This window comes from Acuticoccus sp., from assembly GCF_965213555.1.
GTDB lineage: Bacteria > Pseudomonadota > Alphaproteobacteria > Rhizobiales > Amorphaceae > Acuticoccus.
Map to the genome: position 1 here is coordinate 2,108,817 of NZ_OZ243890.1, position 16,338 is coordinate 2,125,154.

11 protein-coding genes are annotated in these 16,338 nt (G+C 71.3%); 3 read left to right on the top strand and 8 right to left on the bottom strand.

What is annotated here, in order from left to right; translation table 11 throughout:
• Positions 1–3: 3 nt before the first annotated feature.
• Positions 4–768 (bottom strand): SDR family NAD(P)-dependent oxidoreductase, encoded by a 765-nt coding sequence (locus ACOOE8_RS10015; protein WP_420391336.1) that lies wholly within the window; start codon positions 766–768, stop codon positions 4–6.
• A 42-nt stretch (positions 769–810) separates the two neighbouring features.
• Between ACOOE8_RS10015 and ACOOE8_RS10020 the strand changes: the two genes are divergently transcribed.
• A complete protein-coding gene (locus tag ACOOE8_RS10020) occupies positions 811–2,007 on the top strand; it encodes an Acg family FMN-binding oxidoreductase (protein WP_420391337.1) in 1,197 nt (398 codons plus the stop codon).
• A gap of 67 nt (positions 2,008–2,074) precedes the next feature.
• Positions 2,075–2,500 carry a MarR family winged helix-turn-helix transcriptional regulator gene (locus ACOOE8_RS10025; RefSeq protein ID WP_420391338.1) on the top strand — a complete coding sequence of 142 codons (426 nt, stop codon included), beginning with the start codon at positions 2,075–2,077 and terminating at the stop codon, positions 2,498–2,500.
• 45 nt (positions 2,501–2,545) lie between these two features.
• On the opposite strand, the gene ACOOE8_RS10030 is transcribed toward ACOOE8_RS10025, so the two are convergent.
• Together ACOOE8_RS10030 and ACOOE8_RS10035 are read right to left on the bottom strand one after the other, a co-directional pair.
• Entirely contained in the window at positions 2,546–3,853 is a 1,308-nt protein-coding gene (locus ACOOE8_RS10030) for an NAD(P)/FAD-dependent oxidoreductase (RefSeq protein WP_420391339.1), read from the bottom strand.
• Positions 3,854–4,012: 159 nt separating this feature from the next.
• Positions 4,013–5,425 carry a glutamine synthetase family protein gene (locus ACOOE8_RS10035; protein ID WP_420391340.1) on the bottom strand — a complete coding sequence of 471 codons (1,413 nt, stop codon included), beginning with the start codon at positions 5,423–5,425 and terminating at the stop codon, positions 4,013–4,015.
• A 653-nt stretch (positions 5,426–6,078) separates the two neighbouring features.
• On the opposite strand from ACOOE8_RS10035, the gene ACOOE8_RS10040 reads away from it, so the two are divergent.
• Positions 6,079–6,582: a PRC-barrel domain-containing protein gene (locus tag ACOOE8_RS10040; RefSeq protein WP_420391341.1), complete on the top strand. Its 504-nt coding sequence runs from the start codon at positions 6,079–6,081 to the stop codon at positions 6,580–6,582.
• Between the two features lie 1,852 nt (positions 6,583–8,434).
• On the opposite strand, the gene ACOOE8_RS10045 is transcribed toward ACOOE8_RS10040, so the two are convergent.
• The 5 genes from ACOOE8_RS10045 to fliF all read right to left on the bottom strand — a co-directional run bounded on the left by ACOOE8_RS10045 (position 8,435) and on the right by fliF (position 16,055).
• Positions 8,435–9,100, bottom strand: coding sequence for a flagellar hook-length control protein FliK (locus tag ACOOE8_RS10045; protein ID WP_420391342.1), 666 nt, complete (start codon positions 9,098–9,100; stop codon positions 8,435–8,437).
• Between the two features lie 926 nt (positions 9,101–10,026).
• A complete protein-coding gene (locus tag ACOOE8_RS10050; RefSeq protein ID WP_420391343.1) occupies positions 10,027–11,235 on the bottom strand; it encodes a chemotaxis protein MotC in 1,209 nt (402 codons plus the stop codon).
• Positions 11,236–12,230: 995 nt separating this feature from the next.
• On the bottom strand, positions 12,231–13,643 hold the full coding sequence (locus ACOOE8_RS10055) for a flagellar motor protein MotB (RefSeq protein ID WP_420391344.1): 1,413 nt from the start codon (positions 13,641–13,643) through the stop codon (positions 12,231–12,233).
• Positions 13,627–14,436, bottom strand: a complete 810-nt coding sequence (locus ACOOE8_RS10060) for a hypothetical protein (RefSeq protein ID WP_420391345.1) — start codon at positions 14,434–14,436, stop codon at positions 13,627–13,629. The genes ACOOE8_RS10055 and ACOOE8_RS10060 overlap by 17 nt, the downstream gene beginning before the upstream one ends.
• Positions 14,436–16,055 carry a flagellar basal-body MS-ring/collar protein FliF gene (fliF, locus tag ACOOE8_RS10065; RefSeq protein WP_420391346.1) on the bottom strand — a complete coding sequence of 540 codons (1,620 nt, stop codon included), beginning with the start codon at positions 16,053–16,055 and terminating at the stop codon, positions 14,436–14,438. The genes ACOOE8_RS10060 and fliF overlap by 1 nt, the downstream gene beginning before the upstream one ends.
• Positions 16,056–16,338: the final 283 nt, after the last annotated feature.

Genomic DNA, 16,338 nt, shown 5'->3' on the forward strand with positions numbered 1-16,338 from the left:
GGCTCAGCGCTGGACGCGCTCCACGATGGGCAGGAGGAGGCGGCTCGGCATCAGCGTGGTGACGACGGCACCGACCTTGTTCATGAGCCCCGGCACGACGACCCGTCGCCCGGCCCGCGTGCCGCGCCAGCCGATGGCGGCGACGCGTTCGGCAGACATCCGCTTGGCGTTCTTGAACAGGAAGGAGCGGTCCATGCCCGACACCGAGCCGAACTCCGAGCGCGTGGGTCCCGGGCACAGGGCGGTCACGGTGACGCCCGTGCCGTGCAGCTCCTGCCAAAGCGCCTCCGAGAAGGACAGAACGAACGCCTTGGTGGCGTAGTACACCGACACGTTCGGGCCCGGCAGGTAGGCGGCGGTGGAGGCGACGTTGAGCACGGCGCCGCTGGACCGCTCGACCATCGCCGGCAGGAGGCGATGGGTGAGCTCCACCAGGGTGCGCACGTTGAGGTCGATCATGCCGAGCTGACGCTCAAGCGGCGCCTGGGCGAACGGCCCCGCATGGCCGAAGCCCGCGTTGTTGACGAGCACGTCGAGGGGCCGGCCGAGCGCGGCCACCTCGCCCTGAAGCGCGGCGGGCGCATCACGCTCGGTGAGGTCGAGCGCGACGGGGATGACCTCCACCGGCAGCTCGTCGGCGAGCGCGCGCAGGCGGTCCTCGCGCCGGGCGACGAGGACGAGGTCGTAGCCGTCGGCGGCGATGCGGCGGGCGAGGGCGGAACCGATCCCGGCGGAGGCGCCGGTCACTAGGGCGAGGGGTCTGGGCATGCGCAACAGATGTTCCGGAACGCACGCGTCGCAAGCTCTTGCATGAAGTTCAACGTTGAACTACATAGTTTTGATGTTGAACTATTGGAGGGCGACATGGTCACTCGGCGCAGCGTGCTGCTCGGCCTCGGCGGTGTCACGGCGATCGCGATCGGCGGCGGAGCGGCGTTCGCCTTCACACGCACCCCGACCAGGGCGCTCACGCCGTGGCAGGAGCCCGGCACGGCGGCGGACCCGCGCGTGCGAGCGCTCGAGTGGGCGGTCCTCGCACCCAACCCGCACAATCGTCAGCCGTGGCTCGTAGAGCTGGTCGGCGAGGATCAGGCGCTCGTCTACTGCGACCTCGACCGCCGGCTCCCCATGACCGACCCGTTCGATCGGCAGATCACCATCGGCCTCGGCGCCTTCGTCGAGCTCTACTCGCTTGGCGCCCAACACGATGGCTTTGCGGTGGAACTCCTCCCGTTCCCGGAGGGCGCGCCGGCGTCCGATGCTCGCCTCGATGCGCGTCCCGTCGCGCAGCTGACGCTTGCCGAACGCCCGATGGGCTTCGATCCCTTGTTCGCCGAAGTGCTGAAGCGCCGGACCACCAAGGAACCCTTCACCGATCGCCCGGTGCGCGAGCCGACCATCGCGGGCCTCGGACGCGCGACGCACCACACGACGTTCGCCGGGACGCTGGAGCCGGCGCACGTGGACCGCCTAAAGGATCTTGCCTGGCAAGGCTGGCTCGTCGAGGCCCGCACGCCGCGCACGTGGCAGGAGAGCGTCGACCTCATACGCATCGGGCGCGTTGAGATCGAGGCGAACCCGGACGGCGTCGACCTCGGAGGGCCGATGTTCGAGGCGCTGGCGCTGGCGGGCCTCCTCACGCGCGAAACCATTTCCGAGCCCGGCACCATGGCGTACACGACCGGGCTCGAATCCTACCGCGATATGATGAGTTCCTCTCGGGGCTTCGTCTGGCTCACGACCCCGGAGAACTCGCGAGCCGAGCAGCTCGCCGCCGGGCGCGACTGGCTGCGGGTCAACCTCGCAGCGACGGCCGTCGGCCTTGCCGTGCATCCGCTCAGCCAGGCCCTCCAGGAGTACGAGGAGATGGCGACGCTCCGCGAGGCGGTGCACGACGCGCTGGGGGCCACGGCGCCGCGGACGGTGCAAATGCTCGCCCGCGTGGGGTACGGTCCCCAGGTGCCTCCGAGCCCGCGCTGGCCCGCCCGCTCGCGGCTCATCGGATGATGCAACACGCGCGGGGGATCGACTGGCCGACGAAGCCCAGCCCGACCCGGGGACGCTGCTGTTCGCGGTGTTCAACGAGATCGGCATCATCGAGCAGCTCGCCCGCGCGCGGTTCGAGGCCGTCCTGCCGGACGGTCTCTTGGTGTCGCACTTCTCGGTGCTGAACCACATGGTGAGGCTCGGCGACGACAAGTCGCTCACCTCGCTCGCGTTCGCGTTCCAGGTGTCGAAGGGCGCGATGACCAACACCGTCCAGCGCCTGGAGCGCCGCAAGCTGGTGGACGTCCGTCCCGATCCCCTCGACGGCCGGGGCAAGCGCGTCTTCCTCACCGAGGCGGGTCGGCAGGCGCGCGACGAGGCCATCGCGCGGCTCGGACCGGCACTCTGCGACCTCGAGCAGGCTCTGGGTGCGGAGGTGTTCGCGGAGCTCCTGCCGCGCCTCCAGCGCGTGCGGACGGCGCTCGACGAAGCTCGGTTGCTGCGCCGGACCTAGGAAGCCGAGCGTGGTCGACCTCAAGGATCGGCTGCGCAGTCGACGTCAGGTCCGCGCGCGGCCCGGCAGCGTCGGCAGGCTGAGCCGGTCGCGCAGGGCGAACCAGGTCATGGCGAGCGTCGCGAGGGGGCCGAGGAAGCGCGCGCCGCCGGGATAGGGCGGGACCGGCAGGTGCTCGAACACGTCGAGCCGCGCGGTATCGCCGGCGATGGCATCGGCGATCACCTTGCCGGCGAACGTCGCCAGCCCGACCCCCTGCCCGGAGTAGCCCACGGCCGCGTAGAGCCCAGGCTCGAGGCGGCGGATGAGCGGGCAGCGGGTGCGCGTGATGCCGAGCGTGCCGGACCAGGCCGACGCGAAGGGGACGTCGGCGAGGCCGGGATAGACCTCCGCGAGGTAGGGTCGCACGATGGCGCCGACGGCCGCGGCGTCCGTCGGCGGCGGGCCGTAGCTCTCGCCGCCGCCGAACACCAGCCGGTTCTGGCTGTCCACGCGGAAGTAGCGGATCACGGCACGCGTGTCGGCCACGGCCTCGCCCCCCGGGATCGGCGAGGCGTCGAGGGGCAGGGTGGCGGCGATGTGGTTGACGAGCGGCAGGACGCGGGTGGCGACCCTCGGCTCGAGGCCGGACAGCGTGCCGTTGCCCGCAAGGAGCACCGCGTCCGCCGCGATGACGTGCGCGCTCGCGCCGCGCCGTCGCGCGCTGACGCGCACGCCCTTCGCGGCGACGTCGACACGCTCGGCGAGGGTCGTCTCGAACAGCTGCGCGCCCGCTGCCTCCGCCGCACCGGCGAGCGCGGTGACGAGGGCGAGGGGATTGAGGTGACCGCCCACGTCGTCGTAGGTGCCGCCCACGTAGCGCCTGGAGCCGATCGCCTCGGCGAGGGCGACGCGGTCCAGGATGCGCGGCGGCACGCCGTAGCGCTCGTGAAGGTGGTCGGCGTAGGCTCGTGCGTCGTCGAAGGCAGAAGGCGAGTGGGCCGCCTCGATCACGCCGGGTCGCCAGTCGCAGTCGGCGCCGAGCTCCACGCGCAGGGCATGAACCAGCGCCACCGCCTCCGATCCGAGCTCCCACAGGGAGTCCGCCACGGCCTCGCCGAGGCGCTGGGTCAGCCAGACCTGGTCCCGCCGCTGGCCGGGGTGGAGCTGACCACCGTTGCGACCCGAGGCGCCCCCACCGAGCTCACCCGTCTCCAGCAGGACGCAGCGACGGCCCACCCTCGCAAGGTGCAGCGCCGCCGACAGCCCGGTGAGCCCGCCGCCGACCACGACGACGTCGGCGCGCTCCGGCATGTCGTGCCGCGGCGCGGGCGCCGGTTTCGGCGCGTCCTGCGCGTACACCGTGTCGGGCATCAGCGTGGCGTGCAGACGCTGGCGAGTGTCGCACGCGCCGGCCAGCGCGCCGTAAGGGGAGCACGCTCCGACGGCCTCAGGTCGGCGACGGCACGGTCGCGCGCTGGCACGGAGCCATCGACGACCAGCGTCGCGCGACACGTCCACTGACGGGTGCGGTCACACATTGAGGAGGAGGTACTCGCGCTCCCACGGGCTGATCACCCGCATGAAGGTCTCGTATTCGGCCTGCTTGATGGCGCGGAAGGTGGACACGAAGCTCTTGCCGAAGATGTCGTTGAGCGGCTCGCACTCCTCGAACAGCGTCACCGCCTCGATGAGCCCGCGCGGCAGGCCGAACGGCAGGTCGCTCGCCGAGCCGTCCACGGGTTCGTCCGGATGCGCGCCCTCCTCGAGCCCCAAGAGCCCGCAGGCGAGGGACGCTGCGATGGCAAGGTACGGGTTGGCGTCGGACGAGGGGATGCGGTTCTCCAGGCGACGCGACTGCGGCGGCCCGTGCGGCACGCGCAGCCCGACGGTACGGTTGTCGTAGCCCCACGACACGTTGGTCGGGCTCGCCGAGTAGCGCTCCAGGCGGCGGTAGGAGTTCACGTAGGGTGCAAGGATGCACATGACGTGCGGCAGGTAGCGCTGGTGTCCGGCGATGAAGTGGAAGAACTCCTTGGTGGGGTTGCCCTCACCGTCCGAGAAGATCGTGCGACCGGTCTCCTGGTCGAGGAGCGAGGCGTGGATGTGCATGGCCGAGCCCGGCTCGCCGGACATCGGCTTGGCCATGAAGGTCGCGTACATCTTGTGCCGCAGCGCCGCCTCGCGGATCGTGCGCTTGAACAGGAACACCTGGTCGGCAAGGTCCACCGCGTCACCGTGCAGGAGGTTGATCTCCATCTGCGCGGCACCCTCCTCGTGGATGAGGGTGTCGATCTCGAGCCCCTGGGCCTCCGAGTAGTCGTAGATGTCGTCGAACAGGTCGTCGAACTCGTTCACCGCCGCGATGGAGAAGGATTGCCGGCCGATCTCGGGCCGCCCGGAGCGGCCGATGGGCGGCTCGAGCGGGTAGTCGGGATCGGTGTTCGGCTTGACGAGGTAGAACTCGATCTCCGGGGCCACCACCGGCACGAGACCGCGCCGGCCGTAGAGCTCGACGACGCGCTTCAGCACCTGCCGTGGGGCATGGTCCACCGGGCGCCCGTCCTTGTGACGAGCGTCGTGGATGAGCTGGGCCGCGGGGTCGGACGCCCACGGCACGATGGCGAGCGTCGAGTAGTCCGGGTCGAAGATGAGGTCGCCGTCGGTCGGGTCGTAGACGAAGTCGCCGTCCTCGTCCGGGTAGCTGCCCGCGATGGTCTGGGCGAAGATCGACGTCGGCATGGTGATCGACGGGGAGCGGGCGAACTTCTCCGTCGGCATCATCTTGCCGCGCGCGACCCCGGCCGTGTCGGGGACGATGCACTCGACGTCCTGGATGCCTCGGGCCTTAAGCCAGTCGACCGCCGTGGCGTGATCGGCGACCCCGCGCGGCCTGGGCTCGGCGGGGTCTGACGCGGCGAGGTGGGTCGGTGTGGTCTGGTCCACGGTGGATCCGCTGCGGTGCCCTCGCGCCGCGAAGGGCCGGCCCGACGGCGCTGCGCCATCCGCCACCCGCATCCCGCCTCTGTCAACCGTGACGGGTGGCAAGGCTTGCCGGCGCAACAACTTAACACCCCGCCGAGGCGGCCACGATCGCAACAAACCGCGCTTGTTGGGAAAAAACTGGAATGATTCTTGGGAACGTATGCGACCCCTCGCAGGTTAGGGACCTGCTCTGGCCAACTGCTCGCGTCGCCTCAAGCAACACGAGTGGCTGCGGGGCCGCCAGGGCGCCATGTTCTGGCGCCACACGATCGAAGAGGCACGATCATGTCTTCGCACAAGACCCTTTGGCTGGCGACCGCGTCCGCTCTGGTTCTCCTCCCGGCCGCTCCCGCGCTGGCGCAGCAGACCCAGGATAACGTGACGATCGTCCAGCCGGGCGAGGCAGCCGAGGATGCGGGTCAAGCCGCCGAGGACGCGGCCGAGGCGACCGGCGAGGCGGCGCAGGACGCGGCCCAGGCGACCGGCGAGGCGCGGCACAGGATGCGGCGCAGGCCACCGGTGAGGCGACCGGGGACGCTGCAGAGGCGACCGGCCAGGCGGTCGAGGGTGCGGCGGATGCGACCGCCGACGCCGCCACCTCCGCCGGGGAGGCGATGCAGGACGCCACCACCACGGATGCCGAGGTCACCGTCGTCGAGCCGACCGAGGTGGAGACGGAGGAGGTTGCGGAAGGGACGCCCGTGGCGGGTCAGATCTTCGAGCAGTCCCCGGACACCTACCTCGCGTCGACCATGATGGACGCCGTCATCATGAACGCCGCCGACGAGGAGATCGGTGACGTGAACGACATGGTGCTCGGCGCCGACGGCCAGGTCGAGGGCGTGGTCATCGGCGTGGGCGGCTTTCTCGGCGTCGGTGAGAAGAACGTCGCCATCGAGCTGTCGCGGCTCGAGATCTCCGAGGAGGAGAACGGCGAGCTGACCTTCATGCTCGACGCGACCGCCGAAGAGCTGGAGGCCGCGCCCGCCTTCGTCACCGCGGAGGAGGAGCGGCGCGAGGCCGAGGCATCGGCTGCGCGCAACATGCCCGGCACCATGAGCACGCCGACCACGACCCCGCCTGCGACCGTGGCTCCGCCGGCGACGACCGCCAACTGAGCCAGCTTGATGACCAAGGGGGCGCGTCAGCGGCTCCCCAACGGCTGCCGATCGGCGGCTCTGTCCGTCTCGGCGGCTCCGTCCGTTGAGGCGGCTCCGTCCGTTGAGGCGGCTCCGTCCGTTGAGGCGGCTCCGTCCGTTGAGGCGGCTCCGTCCGTTGAGCTCCGTCCGTTGAGGGCTCCGTCCGTTGAAGCGACCGTAGCTCCCTTACGGAGCCAGCTCGTCCGGTCGGACGCGGTGACACTGTCCGGCCGATGTGGCTCGCTGCCGCAGCGCCGACGCTGGGGACCGCACGACTGATACTGATTAGCCTGTCGAAGCGCGCGTGGCGCCCTGACCTTGCAAGCTCGTCCGGGCTGACACGGTGACCTCCTTCGTGCGATCGAGACGGGGGTCGCTGCCGCTTCGACACTGGGACCGCACGGCGGATCGGCCTGTTGGATCTTGGGAAACTCCCCTTACGGCACGACTGCGTCCAGACGGACGCGGCGACGTGCGTCGTCCCTCCGATGTGGGGCGCAGCCGCAGCGGTCCGACATCCGGATCGCACCGCGGACGTTGCGGAGCGTTGAAGGCCGCACTGCCACCGCAACATCGGCTCGGCGCGCGACGCATGACAGACAGAGAGTTCGTGTTGCGTTGTCAGACGCGGGTCCTTGCTTTCTGCCGGACGGCGAAGCCCCGGGCCCGCCGCCCAGCCGATCGCCATCCCGTTGCTCGACGACTTGGGACGACGAGCGGTGCGCGGACGTCGTGAGCAGGCGCAGACGCATCCTCCTTCGTGGAGCGCCGTCGAGGCTGCGATGTCGTTGGCCCTGCGCGCCTCCTCGCGGACCGCGCAGTCGATGCCCGTCGCCGTCCGGAAGGCGTGCACGAGCTTGAGCACCGTCGCGCCGCCTCCTGTCGCGACGTTGAACACGTGGGCGTCGCGCTCGCCCCCCGACGAACTCCAGCGCCGCCGCATGGCCTCGGCAACCGCGCCGCCTCCTGTCGCGACGGTGAACACGTGGGCGTCGCGCTTGCCCCCCGACGAACTCCAGCGCCGCCGCATGGGCCTCGGCAAGCGCGCCGCCTCCCGTTGTCGCGACGTTGAACACGTGGGCGTCGCGCTCGCCCCCCGACGAACTCCAGCGCCGCCGCATGGCCTCGGCAAGCGCGCCGCCTCCTGTCGCGACGGTGAACACGTGGGGCGTCGCGCTCGCCCCCCGACGCACTCCAGCGCCGCCGCATGGGCCTCGGCAAGCGCGCCGCGTCCCGTCGTGACGTTGAACACGTGGGCGTCGCGCTCGCCCCCCGACGCACTCCAGCGCCGCCGCATGGGCCTCGGCAACCGCGCCGCCCTCGGTCGCGACGGTGAACACGTGGGCGTCGCGCTCGCCCCCCGACGAACTCCAGCGCCGCCGCATGGGCCTCGGCAAGCGCGCCGCCTCCTGTCGCGGCATTGAACACGTGGGCGTCGCGCTCGCCCCCCGACGCACTCCAGCGCCGCCGCATGGGCCTCGGCAAGGTCCATGACGTGGATGAATGCTCCGGTTGTTGGCTCGCGACGACCATCCGCCGCCGCCCTTCGCATCTTGCTCGACGGGGCGCCCGAGTGCCCCGACGATCACCTGGCGTCGGTCGCCCATCCGGGAGCTCACGGTTGCGGCGAGGCAGAGGGCGGGAAGGACGTTGGCCGGACCCCATGCCTTCGTCGGCTCCGACCGAGGCTTGGAGGGATCCGCCTCCCTAGTGCATCGCCACTCCGCAGGCTCGGCGAGCGGTGATGCAGTCGGGCGTAGCGAGCGTCGTGGTCGGGTCGGGTGCGCCCGAGGGAGCCGTCCGCGTCCCGGACGCGATCCGGACGGACCGCTCACACGATGATCGAGCGTCCGCCGAGACGGTCGTCATCCCTGTCCTCGAGCGCGGACATCTTCCCTTCGGTGGGGTCGCGGTCGCGTTGCTCCGCGTCGCGGTCCCTGCCGCCACCGGGCTCCCCACCCCCACCGGCGAGGCCGGCCTCGCTGACGGTGATCTCCGCTGCCTCGTAGCCGGCCCGACGCACGAGCTCAACAAGCTCGGCCCGGTCCTCGCCAAGTCGGGCCGCGGCCTCACGCGTGGTGGCAACGACGCTCACCTTCAGGCCGGTCGGCGACAGTCGCATGGTGACGGAGAGCGTGCCGAGCGTCGCCGGTTGAAGCTGAAGCTCCACCACCCGCACCGGGCCCACGAGGCCGGGGTTGCGTGCGGCTGGCACATCAGCCGCACCGCTGCGGACCGGACCAGCCTCCGCAGCCGAGCGAAGCTCGGCAAGGACGCGCTCCAACGTCCGTTGGAGCTGTTCGATGGGGGCCGACGGCGCGTCGTCCGGCGCGGCCGCAACCTCCGCCGCTCGAACCGGAGGCAGCAGCTCCGTTGCAGCAGATCGAAGCGCCAGCCCGACGGTCGAGGGCATGACCGGCGCAAAGTGCGTCTCTCGTCGGAGCACGGTGGGAGCAGCCCCGTCGATGACGACCTTGGCGTCCGCCTCCGCGGCCATCCTTGCACCGTGCTGGGACGGGGACTGACGACCTGGCATGAGCCGGACAGGATCGAGGATCGCGCTCCGGTCGGGTGGTTCCGACGGAAGGAGGACGCCGGCGGGCGGAACGCTCGGCCTCCCAGTCTCCGGTTGCGGCGTCGCCAAGCTCGGCGGCGGGGCAACCTGCCGCTCAGGCGCCCGCCCGAGCTCGGGGCCGGACGCCCGGGTCGCCAGACGCTCGACGCGCGGCAAACCATCGACCTCGTTCGCCAAGCGCTCGGCGCTCGCCGTCTCCACCTCGCCCATGTCTTGTCCACTCCGCAGCTCGTGGAGGTGCGACGAGCCCGGTAGAGCGGGGCGCTGTCGGCCAAGGTCCGAAACGGTGACCTCGACGGGAGCGACGCTGGCTCCCGTCGGCTGCGCGCCGCTGACGCCGACGTCGAGCCGGACGTCCCCCAGGGCCCGATCCACCTCGACCTCGCGCGACGCGACCTCCCAGCCCCGAGGTTCGTCTCGAAGGGGCAAGGAGTCCTGCACCGCTTCCAAGGGCGCGGACGCACCGTTCGGAGGCCCTGCAGGTCCAAGGGCCAACGCGCGGGCCGGGGACGCCGGCGCTGCGCCGTCCCCGTCCCCGCAAGGGGCAGGGGCTGGACGCTCGCCGGCGAGTAGCGATCGAAGGTCGCCGCCACCGCCACCGCCACTGCCGCGGTTCGGCGCGCTCCGCAAACCCTCCTCCGCTCGGGGCCCTTCGCCCTGCGGCCGGTGCCCCTCGGGTGTGGTCGCAAGATGCTGGACGCGTTGGTCTGCGCGACGCGCGGATCCGTCGAGGAGCTCGTCGAGCGCCATGGCAAACCCTGCGACGAGCCCTTCAGCGGGCCTCGCAGGCGCGAGCGTTGCCGGGGCGCCTTGTGGGCCCTTCGGAGCCGGTTGCGGGACGATGCGGGTCATTGGGCGGCCTCCAAGAGTGCATCGATGTCGGCGATGGCGGCGGCAACGCGACGCTCGATCTCGAGGGGACCGGCTTCGGCCGCCTCGGCGTGGCTCGCTTGGTCCGCGATGGGGAGCGGCGTTCCCTCGCGCGCGCTCGCAGGGGGAGGCTGGAGTGGTCGATCGACGCCATCTCCGGCAGCGTGTGCAGCCTCGGTGTCCGACGCTGGACGGACCTCCTCGAGGCGGGCCAGTGCGACCTCGCCCACAGCGCCTCGGTCGACGGGTGGCAACCTGATGACCGTGTCGGCGAGTTGCAGCGCGGCCGCGAGAAGCTCCTCATCGTCCTGCGGCAGGGCCTCCTCCGAGAGCGCTTCGAGCGTTGCGACGGCCGCTTCCGAGCCCTCTGGGTCGACGACCTGGGCAGCGGCCTCGTAGAGCCGGGCACGCCGGTGGTCGAGCGTGCCTGGGCTTGCGGTCGCGCGCACCTTGACCGCGGCATCGCGCGCTGCAACGTGGTTGCCGTTCTCGACGGCGGCGCGTGCCAGCAGGAGGTAGAGCTCCTGGCGTCCACCAGGCGTCATCGGCTCCAACAGGCGCTCCAACTGCGCAGCGGTGGCAGGCTCGTCGATGAAGGACATCCTGGTCAGCGCGGCCGCGAGGCGCTGGCGGAAGTTCCCCGCGTACACCGACGTCCGGTACTTGCGCAGGTAGCGGCTGACCATCGCCTCGAAGGTGGGAAGGTCGTCCGCCTCCGCCGCCACGAGGACGGCACGGCGCAGCGCGGCCTCCTCGACCAGCGTGCCAGGCGCACCAAGCCGTGCTGCCGTAAGGAAGCGCTCGGCAGCCTTGGGGTCGTCGGCGACGAAGAGCGCCGATCGAGCAAGGTTCACGGCACCGCGGACGCTGGGATCGATGCGCTCGTCGTCCACCTCGGCGAAGTGGCGGCGGGCGTCCTCGGCGCGTCCCTCGAGGTAGGCGAGGGCGCCGGCTGCGAGCGTCGCGTCCCGCTCTGGAAGCTCGGCGTCACGAAGCACGTCGCGCATCACCGTCGGATCGCCGCCCGACAGCGCGTAGGTGATGAGCGCGCGTGCGTTTGCCGGTTCGGCCCACGCCTCTGGCGGTGCAGCGCGGAAGCGCTCGGCGATCCTGCGTTGCAGAACCCCCTGCGCTGCCAGCGCGGTCGACGAGCCGCGAGCGATGTCGTCCTGCAAGGCGCTCAGCATGCGAACGAGCTGGAAGGGTTGCGATCCGTGAGGAGACGCGACCGGCCCGGCGGCGGCCGGTGCTCGCCCACCGCCTGCTTGCACCTTCGGTTCGACGAGCGGCGGATCCTCGCCGCTGGCCGACGGCGGTCCTGCGAGGTCGTCGGGCTGCGGGGTGTTCGAGGGGCCGGGAGCAGGGATGTCCCGTTCCGGTGGGCGAGACGTCTCCGCTGACGAGGTTGTCGTCCGGCCACCCTCCGCGACGCGACGCGGATGACGACGCGGGACGTCGCTCCGGACCGGCACCTTGGCGACCACGGGGGAGGGCGCCCCGATGTGGGACGCCGTCGCGTCGTTCCGCTCGGACTGCGACGTCGATCCTAGCGCACCGGCATCCGGCGGCGAGGCCCGCGGGACCGGCACCGGAGCGATGGGTCCCCGAAGCCGGTCCGTCGATGGGGGCGAACTTGGACCGGACAAGCGCGCGTTGCTCGCCGCCGAGGGGTCGGATGTCCCGGAGGCTCGGTCCTGCGCTGGAACCGCCGTCGGTGTCACGGCCGATGGCTGCCGCTCCCCTTCCGAAGGCTTCGCCGCGGCTTCCGTGCCTGGCGCGACGAGCGTCGAATCCGGATCGAGCGCCTCGCGCGAGGTTGAACGATCCATCGACGCCTGCCCCGCCAGCCCGGACCTCGTCGGCCGTCGGCGGGGCGTGGGGTTGATGCGTCCACCGCTCGTCTCGGCGCGCATCTTGAACTGGGGCTCGAACTCGACGCCTGACGCAAGCGGCCTTCGGCCCTGCCGCCGCGCCGCCTCGCCGAGGAGCTGTGCCGTCTCCAACGCAGCTGCCCTGGCCGAGGCGCCGTCGAACCTTGGCGCTGGCTGTCGGCTGGCGACCTCCGCCCGAGCCGCGTCGGATGATCGCAGAAGATCCCGAGGCTCGGCCGCCGGTTCTGAGACGGACGCCAGCCAAACGCACACCACACCAGCCAAGCACGCCGCGGACCTTACGGACGCGGTCATGGGGTCACCTCCGTCGACGGCTCGTAGAGGATCTCGATCCGCCGGTTCTCGTCCGCGTAGGGGTCCTCGGGCACGGTCGGCTCGCGGTCGGCAAGGCCCTCGACGCGCGCGATGCGGCGCTCCGCCACCCCACGCGCGACGAGCGCTGCCTTCGTCGCATGGGCGCGCTCGAAGGACAGGACCCAGTTGTCGGACGAGCCGGCGGCGAACTGGCGGGCGTCGGTGTGTCCGCGAACGACGATGCGTCCGTCGCGGTCCGCCAGCGCGTCGGCGACGCGTCCGAACAGGCCGATGGCCGCCGCCGTCGGCTCGGCTGAGCCGATCGGGAACATCGAGAATGCGGTGTCGTCGGTGAGCGCGATCAGAACGCTTCGCTCGCCGGCGACGACCGCGACGTCCGCGGCGACCTCAGCGAGCTCGCCGGCGATCACCGCCGCCGCGCGGTCGACCGCCTCCTTGCGCGCCGTCGCGACGTTTCCATCCGCGTTCCCCTCGTCTGTCCTGCCGTCGGCCGCGGCCCGGTCGTCGCCGTAGGCGGCAAGCACCGCCTCGGCGAGTGCGGAGCGGGGCGCGACGACCGCCGCTGGTTGCGCCGGCGCCTCCTGCTGGGCGACCACGTCGGGGCGCAGTGCGTTCCGGCCACCGGCGACCAGCGGTTCGCTTGCAGCGTCTGGCCCATGCGCGGCCATGGCGACGTTCCTCGCTCCCGCCGGCGCAGGCGAGGCGGCGGTCGGTACGCGGTCAGCGGCGTCGAAAAGCGCCGGATCCGGCTCGGCCTGCGCGGTCGCGATCGAGCCCGGCTGCAGCGACTGCGAAGCCCGCTCGGACGTCGTCTGCCAGTAGGCCGGGTCGAAGGGGTCGCGCGGCTCGTCCGTGGGCTTGGTGTGTCCCGCATCACCGATGCTTGTCTGGGGAACGTCGACGGCGACAGGGTCCTCGGGGTCGACGTCGATGTCGGCGGAGGCGAGCGTGGCGTAGGGATCGTGGAACACGGCGCCATCCGTCTCGTTGAGGAGGCCAGCTGAGTCCATGCGGTTCTGGTCGCCAACTTCGGCGTTGCCGCCCCCGGTGGCCGCGCCGCCTTCGCCCATGCTGTTCGCTGCTGTCGTGTGGTTGCCGACGGCATGGCCTGGGGTGTCGCCCGATGCCGGCGGCCGCATGTCGCGCGTGGGGTCGGCGAGGCCCCTCACGTCGGTCGGCGCGTCCATCAGGTTCATCGGGTTGAAGTAGTTCGCGATGGACTTCTTGATCTCCTCGTCCGTCGCGTTGACCAGCCACATGATGAGGAAGAAGGCCATCATCGCCGTCATGAAGTCGGCGTGAGCGATCTTCCACACGCCGCCCTTCTTGGCTTCGGCGACCTCCTCGACGCGCTTCAGGATGATGATCTCGCTACTCGTGTCCGTCATCGTCCAGCCCCATCGTGTTGGCGAGCGTCCGCGTCCAGGTGGCGACCGCGGTCTCGAGAAGGGTCTCGTCCACAGTGACGGCGAGTTCGGTCGCAGCCTCGTTCACCTCGAATGCAACGGTGAGGTCGCCCGAGGCTTGCCGCAGCGCGTCGATCAGGTCGGCCGGCCCGCGCACCGTGAGGCACGCCTGCCATGCGGTAGGCCCGGCGATCTGCTGCAGGGTCTCAGAGAACGCGCGCACTGCGACGTCCCGGATCGCCGCATCGAAGACCGGTGTCAGCGCGCGGGCGAAGGCGTGCGAGAGGCGATCGTGCAGGGCCTCAAAACCAGCGACGCAGCGCTCGCGGAAGGCGCTCCCTTCCTCCTCGCACCACGTCCGCCGCGCGGCTGCGAGGGCCTGCTGGGCGGCCGCACGCTCCTCGGCCCGCGCCCGTTCGACGGCGGCCGCCTGCGCCGCCTTCGCCTCGCTGCGTGCCTGTGCGACGGCGGCCTCGATCCGGTCCTCGAGGCGTTCTGCAGGGCCGTCGAGCGGCGGGATCGGCGAGGGGCGCGCGCTGGCCTTGGCAGCGGCGCGGACGAACGGTGGCACCAAGCCGCGGGCTCCCGTCTCGGCAGGGGCTGCCGGAAGCGGACCCGCAAGGTCGAGCGTCGCGGCCGCGCGGACGGTCGCCTCCGGCGCGTTGAGGACGCGCACGATCACGTTCGGGTCGAAGCGTTCGTCCGTCCCAAGGGTCGGAGAGACCGAGGCGGCGCCCTCGCGCAGCGTCGGCAACGTGTCGGCGAAGGAGCGCATCACGCGTGCTCGGCCTGCAGCAGCCACTGCTTTAGGAGCTTGGCCGCACGCAATGCGTCGTACTCAACGACCTGCTCCAGGCGCGCCTGCGGCGTCTTGTGCATGTTCGCCTTGAGGTCCTCGATGAAGTTGCGCTCCTTTTCGGGCGCCCCGACGGCCGTGCTCGCGCCAGACACCCCGTCCTTCGCCTCGATGAGCTCGGACATCGTCTGATCAGCGGGCGGCGTGGTCAGCGCGCGGATCGCCGGACGCAGGCCGAACCAGATCAGGAGAACAGCGACGACGAGGATGATCGCGGCGTTGACCACCGTGCCGAGTTGGCGCGTGACGACGGACAGGAAGCCCTCCGCCTCGACGGGGCTGAGCAGATCGCGCTCCGGCGCGAATGGGATCGTCGCCACCTTGAGGTCGTCGCCGCGATCCGTGGAGAGGCCCGCCGCCGTCTGGACGAGCGCCTCGATGTCGGCGATCTGGGCCTCAACGGGGGGGCCGTTCGGGTTCTCAGCGTTGGCGACGAGGCGGTCTTGGTTGACGAGGACCGCGACGGACAACTTCTCGATGGCAAAGCCATCCCGAACCCGCTCGACCACCCGCGTGGAGATCTCGTAGTTGGTGAGCTCCTCGCGGCGCTCCTGGTCCTCGGTGGCGTCGGCGCCGCCGGCGGTGGGCAGCTCCTCCTGCGGCACGTTCTGCTGCACGGTCACCGGCTCGTCGACGTTGCGGTTGCGCGCCGACTGCTCCTCGCGGACGGTGCGGACCGAGCGCTCCACGCGGCTCTCCGGATCGAAGATCGTCTCGTTCTCGCGGGTCTTGTCGATGTTGAGCCGTGAGGTGACGCTGACCGTGAAGTTCTGCACGCCGAGGAAGGGGACGAGGGTCTTTCGGATCTGCTCCTCCAGACCCTCGTTCGTCTCCTTCTGAAGGCGAGCGAGCCGGCCAGTGGATTGGTTGGCAGGGTCGTCGCCCGAGGCGAGGACCGCGCCGTTCGTGTCCAGAACCGTGACCGAACCGATCTCCATCGCAGGGATGGCGCCGGCCACGAGGTAGCGGATCGCGTCCGCGGACGCATCGCCTTCGGCCCCGTCGGTGCGGATCACCACCGAGGCGGACGCTGGCTGCTGCTGGCGCCGGAACGAGCCGCGGTCGGACAACACGAGGTGGACGCGCGCGGCGGAGATGCCCTGCATCTCCTGGATGGTGCGGGCGAGCTCGCCCTCCAGCGCTCGCACGCGCGTGACCTCCTGCATGAAGGAGGTGAGGCCGAACGAGCTCATCTCGTCGAACAGCTCGTACCCGGCGTTGGGCGAGCGCGGCAAGCCGTTCTCGGCGAGCAGCATCCGCGCCGGAGCGGTGTCCGCGTGGTTCACCAGGACCGACGTCCCGTCGGCGGAGACGTCGTAGGCGATCTTGGCATCGGACAGGACGTTGCCGATGCGCGTGACGTCCTCCCGGTCGAGGCCGGTGTAGAGCACCTCGCGGGCGGGCTGCGCGAGGTAGCTCGCGCCGAGGCCGACGGCGACCAGCGTCGCGACGGCGATGGCAGCGAGCGCGGTGAGGCGGCGGGGGCCCAACTCGCGAAGGTTGGACAGGACCCGCTCGACGTGTTCGCGGCCGGTCATCGGCCCTCCTCATGGCAAGACGGTGGGACTTTGGCGCGGGACCGACGACGGCGTCACCGCTCCCCGTTGGAGAACCGTCGCCGATCACGCTGTGCCGTGACTTGCGCGGGTGCGCTTGTGGATGGCTGAAAGCGCGGTGGGACACCCTGTGGCATCGGTGAGACGCGTGCGGTCCCAGTCGCGGGGGCGATCGCGGGACCGCCGCCACAGGAGGCGTCGGGTCTCGCAGGGGCGCAGCGCGCGCTGCGCCGAAACGCGACAAGCCGCGCCCTTGGGGCGCGGC

What these genes read in the sequence shown, in the direction of transcription:
- ACOOE8_RS10015 (WP_420391336.1), bottom strand. Translation starts at nt 768, where the DNA reads ATGCCCAGACCCCTCGCCCTAGTGACCGGCGCCTCCGCCGGGATCGGT.
- ACOOE8_RS10020 (WP_420391337.1), top strand. Translation starts at nt 811, where the DNA reads ATGAAGTTCAACGTTGAACTACATAGTTTTGATGTTGAACTATTGGAG.
- ACOOE8_RS10030 (WP_420391339.1), bottom strand. Translation starts at nt 3,853, where the DNA reads ATGCCCGACACGGTGTACGCGCAGGACGCGCCGAAACCGGCGCCCGCG.
- ACOOE8_RS10040 (WP_420391341.1), top strand. Translation starts at nt 6,079, where the DNA reads ATGCAGGACGCCACCACCACGGATGCCGAGGTCACCGTCGTCGAGCCG.
- ACOOE8_RS10045 (WP_420391342.1), bottom strand. Translation starts at nt 9,100, where the DNA reads ATGGCCGCGGAGGCGGACGCCAAGGTCGTCATCGACGGGGCTGCTCCC.
- ACOOE8_RS10050 (WP_420391343.1), bottom strand. Translation starts at nt 11,235, where the DNA reads ATGCTGAGCGCCTTGCAGGACGACATCGCTCGCGGCTCGTCGACCGCG.
- ACOOE8_RS10055 (WP_420391344.1), bottom strand. Translation starts at nt 13,643, where the DNA reads ATGACGGACACGAGTAGCGAGATCATCATCCTGAAGCGCGTCGAGGAG.
- ACOOE8_RS10060 (WP_420391345.1), bottom strand. Translation starts at nt 14,436, where the DNA reads ATGCGCTCCTTCGCCGACACGTTGCCGACGCTGCGCGAGGGCGCCGCC.
- fliF (WP_420391346.1), bottom strand. Translation starts at nt 16,055, where the DNA reads ATGACCGGCCGCGAACACGTCGAGCGGGTCCTGTCCAACCTTCGCGAG.